We start from the raw sequence: 9,183 nt of genomic DNA, 5'->3' as shown, positions 1-9,183 counted from the left end.
TCGCCGCCCACGTTTCTCTTTCTTCTCATATTCAATTGTCAAAAAACAGACCGCTCAATGCAGTCACAAAATCAAACCCCAAAAGCAAAAGCCCCTGGAAAACAACAAGCAGTCAGCTCATCAACATGATTTCTTTAGAACGAAAGACTTCGTCGCCAGCAGCGCCGCCGCCCTCGTTCAGTGAGCGGACTTATAAGAGATCACCCTCAAACAAGTCAACACACCAAAATACAAATTCTAAAAAAAACATTCAAAGCATTGATTTTAAAGGGGAGTTTGAAATTAGTCATACAAACTAACAGATTTTAACGTTTCGGAACTGCATGACGGGAGCTAGGGCTTTTCCTACCACGACGAGGGCGCTCTCTTGGGCATTGCAGGCATTGCGCCCTTCCCAGTCTTATTCGGAAGACGGGCTGAAACGGGCGACCAGAGCGTGCGCATTGCCGGGATAGGTGAAGCGTACATAGGTGACGGCACCCGAATTGCTCCATGTGCGCCGCTCCACGACAAGGCAGGCCTGCCTGTCGGAGATACCCAACAGGCGTGCCACATCTTTCGAGGGCGTTTCGGCACTGATGCGGTGTTCGGCATTGCTCCAGGGAACATGGCCAAGCAGCCAGGGTCCGGGTGCAATCTCCGTGAAGTCGATTTCAGCGGCATCGGGAACGGTTGCCAGATTGACGAGACGCTGCTCGATGCAGAATTCCCGCGTGCCCGCAAAATGAATGCAGACGATATCGAGCAGCGATGTACCAATGGCAATATCGAGACTTGTCCGATCCTCACGCTTTGCGACACGCTGCGTACGCTTCAGAACCTTGAAGCCATATTCCAGCCCAAGGGATTCGACTTCCGCCCTGATATCGTGGATTTCGAGAACCGCGGACTGAATCTGCGGCTGGCGAACGAAACTGCCGGATTTCTTGCGACGCTCGATCAAGCCGGCCTTCACAAGCTGGCCCATGACCTTGTTGACGGTCATGCGGGAGCAATCGTAGTGGGCGGCGAGATCAACCTCGAAAGGCAACCGGTGACCCGGCGGCCATTCTCCCGATACGATCCGGCCCTCGATATCACCGAGGATACGCTGGTGCAGGGTTTGCCCGGCCGATGCTTTCGTCACGTCCGCAATGCCTTCCAACGGCTCGATGTCATTCCTATCGAGCGCATATCAGCTATCGACAAGTTCGGCCATGACCTTGTTGAAGCGATCCGATATTTCGCGGCGATGGGCGTGCCGGCCCGCTTGCACCAGTTTTTTACCGCGCACCCAGACGGTATCGACGTGGACGCTACTCGCGAACATCCACTGGTCGAGAATCTGGGATGCCGGAAGATGGGGAACGGCCGAGCAATCAAGCGCGACAAAATCAGCGCTTTTTCCCGCTTCTATCTGATTTTTTGAATCCAGCGCCCTGCCACCGCCTTGAAGCGCCTGCTGGAACAGTTTCTCGCCAGTGGAACGGCCGGCATCGGCGATGACATTGCGCGCCCGAAGCGACAGGCGCTGCGAATATTCGAGCATCCGCAATTCTTCCGGCACGGAGACCAAAATGTTGGAATCCGAACCGACACCGTAATGGCCGCCTTCCGCGATGAAACCGGGAGCGGGGAAGATGCCGTCGCCAAGATTGGCCTCGGTGATGGGGCAAAGGCCGGCAACGGCACCGCTTTTTGCCATGCGGCGGGTTTCGGCTTCTGTCATATGCGTCGCATGGATAAGGCACCAGCGATCATCGACCGGCGCATTCTGCAAAAGCCACTCCACCGGCCGCGCACCTGAAAAGGCGAGCGAGTCCTCGATTTCCTTGACCTGCTCCGCCACATGAATGTGGATCGGGCCGCCTTTCGCCAGCGGTTCGATCGCCGCCAGTTCTTCACCAGTTACGGCACGGAGACTGTGTGGCGCGATGCCGAGCGTTGCACCGGGAAGCCCATTCACCACGGCTTGGGCGCCCTGCATGAGCCTTTCGTAACTGTCGAGCGAATGGATGAAACGTTTCTGACCGTCTATCGGCGCCTGACCGCCGAAACCGGAATGCGCATAAAATACCGGCAGCAAAGTCAGGCCGATCCCCGTTTGCGAGGCGGCGGCACCGATACGTTCGGCCATTTCGGCGATATTGCCGTAATGCGAACCATCCATATCGTTATGCAGGTAATGAAATTCACCGACCCGTCCAAAACCGGCTTCCAGCATTTCCATATAAAGCTGGGCAGCAACGGCCTCGACATGATCCGGTGTCATCGACAGCGCGAATTTGTACATGACCGTGCGCCAGCTCCAGAAGCTGTCGTCGGCAGGCCCGCGAATTTCAGCAAGCCCTGCCATGGCCCGCTGAAAGGCATGGCTGTGGAGATTGGGCATGGCTGGCACGATAACGGCATGCCGTTCATCCTGCGGCTGCGGAGAAACACCGGTTTCGACAGATGAAACAGCACCGTCCCTGCAGTGGATGCGAACATCTTGCACCCACCCATCGGCCAGAAGTGCTGCGCCCGCGTGAATTACCGTCATGCCACCCTCTCCTCTTGATCTCTTCTGACAAGGCGACGTCGCATACGAAATTGCGGCTTGCCAACGTGATTATTATGTATATACATTTGACACATAAAAGAAAGGCGAAAAGCAAATGCCAGGGAACAAATATACAAAGGGAATGGCGACGGGTAACACTACCGCATTGTGGCGCAATGCCCGGCTGGCGACGTTTGATCCTACCATGGAAGGCATCGGCGCTATCGAAAATGCTGCCATTGCCATACGCAACGACCGCATCGTCTTTGCCGGCGCTGAAAGCGATCTGCCCGCCGACCTGGCAACGGCCGACGAGATAACCGATTGTGAGGGACGCTGGATCACCCCGGCCCTGATAGACTGCCACACACATCTGGTCTTCGGCGGCAACCGCGCCATGGAATTCGAAATGCGCCTCAATGGCGCGACCTATGAGGAGATCGCCAAAGCGGGCGGTGGTATCGTTTCTTCGGTACGCGACACGCGCGCCCTCTCGGAAGAGGCTTTGGTGGCACAGGCATTGCCCCGTCTGGATACGCTTCTGGCGGAGGGTGTCTCGACCCTCGAAATAAAATCCGGTTACGGTCTTGATATCGAAACCGAACTGAAAATGCTGCGCGTCGCCCGCAAACTTGAGACACTACGGCCCGTTAGAATCGTCACCAGCTACCTGGCCGCGCATGCGACACCGGCCGAATATAAGGGCCGTAACGCCGACTACATTATGGACGTGGTTCTGCCGGGGCTGGAAAAAGCCAATGCGGAGGGACTGGCGGATGCGGTTGACGGTTTTTGCGAAGGCATCGCCTTTTCCGTTGAGGAAATGACCCGGGTTTTCGAGGCGGCAAAACAGTACGGTCTTCCCGTCAAGCTGCATGCCGAACAGCTTTCCAACCTCGGCGGTACGGAGCTTGCCGCATCCTACGGTGCGCTTTCCGCCGATCATCTGGAATATCTTGATGAGGCCGGTGCAGAAGCACTGGCTAAAGCGGGAACGGTGGCCGTGCTTCTGCCCGGGGCCTTTTACGCGCTCCGGGAAAAACAGCTGCCCCCGGTTCAGGCCTTGCGCGATGCAGGCGCTGACATCGCGCTGGCTACCGATTGCAATCCTGGCACCTCACCACTGACTTCCCTGTTGCTGACCATGAACATGGGTGCCACGCTTTTTCGTATGACGGTGGAGGAATGCCTGACGGCGACCACGCGCAATGCCGCAAAGGCGCTCGGCCTGCTTGCGGAAACCGGCACGCTTGAAGCAGGAAAATCCGCTGATTTCACCATCTGGGATATCGAACGCCCGGCTGAACTTGTCTACCGCATCGGCTTCAACCCGCTCCACGCCCGCATTTTCAAGGGACAGAAGGTTTCTCCATGACTATCACGCTTCACCCCGGCAATGTGACCCTTGCTGAACTTGCCGCAATCTACTGGGATAACGGCACAGCGAAACTCGACCGTTCGTTCGATGCCGGCATAAAAAAAGCAGCGGGCCGCATCGCCGAGATCGCCGCCGGCAATGCGCCGGTCTATGGCATCAATACCGGTTTCGGCAAACTCGCCTCGATCAAGATCGACGCAGCCGATGTGGCGACGCTACAGCGTAACCTCATCCTGTCACATTGCTGCGGCGTCGGTGCGGCGCTTCCGGAAAATGTCGTGCGCCTGATCATGGCGCTGAAGCTGATTTCGCTCGGTCGCGGCGCCTCCGGCGTGCGGCTGGAACTGGTGCGGCTGATTGAGGACATGCTGGAAAAGGGTGTCATCCCTTCCATTCCGGAAAAGGGTTCGGTCGGAGCGTCGGGCGATCTCGCACCGCTTGCCCATATGGCCGCCGTGATGATGGGCGAAGGCGAGGCTTTCTATGAAGGTACGCTTCTGCCCGCCGGCGAAGCTCTCACTAGAGCCGGGCTGACCCCGGTCGTGCTCGCCGCCAAGGAAGGGTTGGCGCTGATCAACGGCACGCAAACCTCGACGGCGCTGGCGCTTGCCGGTCTTTTCCGCGCTCACCGCGCGGCACAGGCAGCGCTGATAACAGGTGCGCTTTCCACCGATGCCGCTATGGGTTCTTCGGCTCCCTTCCATCCCGATATTCACACATTGCGCGGCCACAAGGGCCAGATCGATGCGGGGGCTGCACTGCGCAACCTGCTGGAAGGATCCGAAATCCGTGTCAGCCATATCGAAGGCGACGAGCGCGTTCAGGATCCCTATTGCATCCGTTGCCAGCCGCAAGTGGACGGCGCCTGCCTCGATCTTCTGCGACAGGTAGCCCGCACGCTTGAAATCGAAGCCAATGCCGTGACGGACAATCCGCTGGTGCTTTCCGACAATTCCGTCGTATCCGGGGGCAACTTTCACGCTGAACCGGTGGCATTTGCCGCCGACCAGACGGCGCTTGCCATCTGCGAAATCGGCGCGATCGCGCAACGCCGCGTGGCGCTGCTTGTCGATCCGGCTCTATCCTATGGCCTTCCGGCATTTTTATCGAAAAAACCGGGGCTGAATTCCGGCCTGATGATTGCCGAAGTCACCTCCGCTGCGCTGATGAGCGAGAACAAGCAGATGGCTCATCCGGCTTCGGTCGATTCGACGCCAACCTCAGCCAATCAGGAAGACCATGTCTCCATGGCCTGCCACGGCGCGCGCCGCCTGCTACCGATGACGGAGAATCTTTTCGCCATCCTCGGCATCGAGGCGCTTTCGGCGGTTCAGGGCGTTGAGCTGCGTGGGCCATTGAAAACCAGCCCGGAGCTGCAAAAGGCAATCGCCGTGCTGCGTCAGGCGATCCCTTCACTGGAAGAGGACCGTTATATGGCGCCGGATCTGAAGGCGGCATCCGACCTTATTGCGACCGGCGCTCTTGTGTCCGTGATCTCCGACGGCATTCTTCCGAAGCTGGAGGCGTAAGATGCGCGTCTTCGATATTAAAGAAGGCACATCGCCCGTCATTCTCGGCCTGCCCCATACCGGCACCGATGTTCCCGCAGCGATTTGGCAACGCTTGAACGACAACGGCAAGATGCTTGCCGATACCGACTGGCATATTCATGATCTCTACGCGGATCTGCTCCCCGACGCGACGACGGTTCGCGCCACCTTTCATCGTTATGTGATCGATGCCAACCGCGATCCTGAAGGCGTTAGCCTCTATCCAGGACAAAACACCACAGGCCTTGTTCCGGAAACCGATTTCGACGGCAAATCGATCTGGAATGAGGGGCAGGAACCGAATCAGGACGACATCGTCTCTCGGCTGGAAACGTTTCATGCACCCTATCACGCGGCCCTTGCCGCGGAAATCGAGCGGGTTAAGGCCATTCACGGCATCGCCATTCTCTATGATTGCCATTCGATCCGCTCGCATATCCCGTTCCTGTTCGAAGGCAAGCTGCCGGATTTCAACATCGGTACGGATATGGGCAGGACCTGCGACCCAGCCATCGAGACAATGGCGGTCGAAGCGACCGCTGCGGCAGAAGGTTACACCAGCATTCTCAACGGTCGCTTCAAGGGTGGCTGGACGACACGCCACTACGGAAAGCCCGAAACCGGCGTGCACGCCATCCAGATGGAACTGGCGCAATCCACCCATCTAACGACAGAGGCACTGCCGTTTGCCTATGACGACGCCAAGGCCACCAAGCTTCGTATCCACCTGAAAGACATTCTCACGCGCATCGAAACGACTGCGCTGACACTCGCACACACCAAAAGGGGAACCAAATGACCAATCCTCGTCACAATATCCGCGACGTCCGCGCTGCGCGTGGAACCGAGCTGACCGCGAAATCGTGGATGACAGAAGCGCCGCTGCGCATGCTGATGAACAATCTCGATCCTGAAGTGGCCGAGAACCCGCACGAACTGGTGGTTTATGGTGGCATCGGCCGTGCCGCCCGCACCTGGGCGGATTTCGACAAGATCGTCGCGACCCTGCGCGATCTCAACGAAGACGAAACCCTGATGGTCCAGTCCGGCAAACCGGTTGGCGTGTTCCGCACCCACAAGGATGCGCCGCGCGTGCTGATTGCCAACTCCAACCTCGTGCCGCACTGGGCGACATGGGATCATTTCAACGAGCTGGATAAAAAGGGTCTTGCCATGTACGGCCAGATGACCGCCGGTTCGTGGATCTATATCGGCAGCCAGGGCATCGTGCAGGGCACCTACGAAACCTTCGTCGAGGCCGGTCGCCAGCACTATAATGGCGATCTCACAGGCAAATGGGTTCTGACCGGCGGCCTTGGCGGCATGGGCGGCGCCCAGCCACTTGCCGCCGTGATGGCCGGTGCCTGCTGCCTTGCCATTGAATGCAATCCCGATTCGATCGATTTCCGTCTGCGCACCCGCTACGTCGATGCCCGCGCCGAAACTCTTGATGAGGCGATGGAGATGATTGAGCGCTGGACAGCCGCCGGCGAGGCAAAGTCCGTCGGCCTGCTCGGCAACACCGCTGAAATCCTTCCGGAAATGGTCCGCCGCGGCATCCGTCCAGACATGGTAACCGACCAGACCTCGGCGCACGACCCGATCAACGGCTATCTGCCGAAGGGCTGGACGATGGCCAAGTGGAAGGAAAAGCGCGAGAGCGACCCGAAAGCCGTCGAAAAAGCTGCCCGTGCCTCGATGCGCGAACATGTCGAAGCGATGATTGCCTTCCAGGACATGGGCATTCCGACTTTCGACTACGGCAACAACATCCGCCAGGTGGCAAAAGAAGAAGGGCTGGAAAACGCTTTCGCCTTCCCGGGCTTCGTTCCGGCCTATATCCGCCCGCTGTTTTGCCGCGGCGTCGGCCCGTTCCGCTGGGCGGCACTATCGGGTGATCCGGAAGACATCCGCAAGACCGACGCCAAGGTGAAGGAACTGCTGCCCGACAACAAGCACCTGCACAATTGGCTTGATATGGCCGCCGAGCGCATCGCCTTCCAGGGCCTGCCGGCGCGTATCTGCTGGGTTGGCCTTGGTGATCGCCATCGTCTCGGTCTTGCTTTCAACGAAATGGTCAAGAACGGCGAGCTCAGCGCTCCGATCGTCATCGGCCGCGACCACCTCGACAGCGGCTCCGTCGCCTCGCCGAACCGCGAGACCGAAGCCATGCAGGACGGTTCGGATGCCGTATCCGACTGGCCGCTGCTGAACGCGCTGCTTAATACCGCATCCGGCGCGACATGGGTTTCCCTGCACCACGGCGGCGGTGTCGGCATGGGCTTTTCCCAGCATTCCGGCATGGTCATCTGCTGCGACGGCACCGATGACGCGGCCCGCCGCATAGAGCGCGTGCTGTGGAACGACCCGGCAACCGGCGTCATGCGCCATGCCGATGCCGGTTACGAAATCGCCGTGGAATGCGCAAAAGAGCAGGGTCTGCGACTGCCCGGCATTCTCGGTAACTAAAGAAAAAACTCGGCGCAGTCTTCAGGCTGCGCCGTTTATCTGATCCGGGAAGAGAGCCGCGATCCACCCATTGTACAGTGCCGACAGCGGTGCCGCATCAGTTTCGACGCCGCTGTCGGCGGCCGGTGGAACTTCTGTTCTGTATGCGGCTTTCTTCCGTTGCTGTTTTTAACCGACCGACTGTATGCTCGTTTGAAAGCCGCGCTAACCGTTAGGCAGGCATGAAGGACATGGTAGATCAAAGAATGGCGTACAGGTTCCTTCCGCTTGCATTTACCCTCCTGCTCGGGGCACTTCTTCCGGTTTCCGCTACGAATGCCGTGGCGTCCGAAAAGCAACAAAATGTTCCCGTGCGGATCGATGTGGGCGGCTACAAGCTGAACAGCATCTTGGTCGAGCCGGGAAAAAGCGCCGAGCTTCCGCCGATCCTCTTCATTCACGGCGCAAGCGCCAGTCTCTATGATCCGATGTTTTCGTTTCTCGAAAAGCTGAGAGGCCGTGCAAAACTGCTATTTGTCGACAGGCCAGGGCACGGCAATTCGGATATCGGCGGCAAGGCAAATATTCTCCCGGATGGACAGGCGGACGCCATTGCCCAGCTTATGAAAAAGCGAGGCGTCCCGAGAGCGATTATCGTCGGACATTCCTTTGGCGGCGCCATCGCGGCATCGCTTGCGGTCCGTCATCCGGAGATGGTCGCGGGCCTCGTATTCCTTTCTCCCGCTGTCTATCCATGGGAGGGCGGCATCGCCTGGTATTACACAGCGGCAAATGCGCCCTTTACCGGTCCGCTGTTCAGCACCTTCATTGCTCCGCCCGCCGGCCTCCTGGCATTGGATCAGGCAACGCGCGGTGTTTTTGCACCCAATTCCAGACCCGCCGGTTATGTGGAAGCAACGCATTCCGTGGCGGCCCTGCGGCCCAGGGCCTTTCGGCACAATGCGCAGGAGGTCGCGGCTCTCAATGAATGGGCGCGTGGAGCTTCCTCGGAGTATCGGCGCATCACGGCACCAACCGTCATCATAACCGGTGATACGGACACGATCGTCTCGCCAGAGGTGCATTCCCGTCATCTCGCCAGAGATATTCGCGGCTCCACTTTGATCGTCGTGCACAATCTCGGGCATAAATCTGACTATGTCGCCAGTGACCTTGCCATTGCCGCGATCGAAAAGGTTGCCGGCCGGCCATCCGATTTAAAGGCGGTCCAAAAAACGATTGAGCGACGCATCGAGAATGATCGCGGATCATAAACTTCCGCCCCC

The 9,183-nt window shown here is 58.5% G+C and carries 8 protein-coding genes; 6 read left to right on the top strand and 2 right to left on the bottom strand.

The features are described from left to right. On the top strand, positions 1-184 hold a 184-nt coding region (locus tag AB4Z23_RS07735), incomplete at its 5' end, for a hypothetical protein (RefSeq protein ID WP_441360041.1). A gap of 216 nt (positions 185-400) precedes the next feature. On the opposite strand, the gene hutC is transcribed toward AB4Z23_RS07735, so the two are convergent. Together hutC and AB4Z23_RS07725 are read right to left on the bottom strand one after the other, a co-directional pair. Further along, entirely contained in the window at positions 401-1,126 is a 726-nt protein-coding gene (gene hutC, locus AB4Z23_RS07730; protein ID WP_025595286.1) for a histidine utilization repressor, read from the bottom strand. Positions 1,127-1,174: 48 nt separating this feature from the next. After that, a complete protein-coding gene (locus tag AB4Z23_RS07725; RefSeq protein ID WP_421444635.1) occupies positions 1,175-2,521 on the bottom strand; it encodes a formimidoylglutamate deiminase in 1,347 nt (448 codons plus the stop codon). 115 nt (positions 2,522-2,636) lie between these two features. Here AB4Z23_RS07725 and hutI point away from each other — a divergent pair, with 115 nt between their 5' ends. The 5 genes from hutI to AB4Z23_RS07700 all read left to right on the top strand — a co-directional run bounded on the left by hutI (position 2,637) and on the right by AB4Z23_RS07700 (position 9,171). Then, positions 2,637-3,896, top strand: a complete 1,260-nt coding sequence (gene hutI, locus AB4Z23_RS07720) for an imidazolonepropionase (protein WP_421444636.1) — start codon at positions 2,637-2,639, stop codon at positions 3,894-3,896. Next, positions 3,893-5,428: a histidine ammonia-lyase gene (gene hutH, locus AB4Z23_RS07715; RefSeq protein ID WP_065660391.1), complete on the top strand. Its 1,536-nt coding sequence runs from the start codon at positions 3,893-3,895 to the stop codon at positions 5,426-5,428. Before hutI ends, hutH begins: the two co-directional genes overlap by 4 nt. A 1-nt stretch (position 5,429) precedes the next feature. Next, positions 5,430-6,248 (top strand): N-formylglutamate deformylase, encoded by an 819-nt coding sequence (gene hutG, locus AB4Z23_RS07710; RefSeq protein WP_065660392.1) that lies wholly within the window; start codon positions 5,430-5,432, stop codon positions 6,246-6,248. Then, positions 6,245-7,918 carry a urocanate hydratase gene (gene hutU / locus AB4Z23_RS07705; protein ID WP_025595291.1) on the top strand — a complete coding sequence of 558 codons (1,674 nt, stop codon included), beginning with the start codon at positions 6,245-6,247 and terminating at the stop codon, positions 7,916-7,918. The genes hutG and hutU overlap by 4 nt, the downstream gene beginning before the upstream one ends. A gap of 245 nt (positions 7,919-8,163) precedes the next feature. Further along, on the top strand, positions 8,164-9,171 hold the full coding sequence (locus AB4Z23_RS07700) for an alpha/beta fold hydrolase (RefSeq protein ID WP_233284962.1): 1,008 nt from the start codon (positions 8,164-8,166) through the stop codon (positions 9,169-9,171). Positions 9,172-9,183 lie beyond the last annotated feature (12 nt).

It is taken from the genome of Agrobacterium sp. MCAB5, from assembly GCF_052114365.1.
Lineage (GTDB): Bacteria > Pseudomonadota > Alphaproteobacteria > Rhizobiales > Rhizobiaceae > Agrobacterium > Agrobacterium tumefaciens.
This window is presented reverse-complemented; position numbering and strand designations above follow the sequence as displayed.

What these genes read in the sequence shown, in the direction of transcription:
- AB4Z23_RS07725 (WP_421444635.1), bottom strand. Translation starts at nt 2,521, where the DNA reads ATGACGGTAATTCACGCGGGCGCAGCACTTCTGGCCGATGGGTGGGTG.
- hutI (WP_421444636.1), top strand. Translation starts at nt 2,637, where the DNA reads ATGCCAGGGAACAAATATACAAAGGGAATGGCGACGGGTAACACTACC.
- hutH (WP_065660391.1), top strand. Translation starts at nt 3,893, where the DNA reads ATGACTATCACGCTTCACCCCGGCAATGTGACCCTTGCTGAACTTGCC.
- hutG (WP_065660392.1), top strand. Translation starts at nt 5,430, where the DNA reads ATGCGCGTCTTCGATATTAAAGAAGGCACATCGCCCGTCATTCTCGGC.
- hutU (WP_025595291.1), top strand. Translation starts at nt 6,245, where the DNA reads ATGACCAATCCTCGTCACAATATCCGCGACGTCCGCGCTGCGCGTGGA.
- AB4Z23_RS07700 (WP_233284962.1), top strand. Translation starts at nt 8,164, where the DNA reads ATGGCGTACAGGTTCCTTCCGCTTGCATTTACCCTCCTGCTCGGGGCA.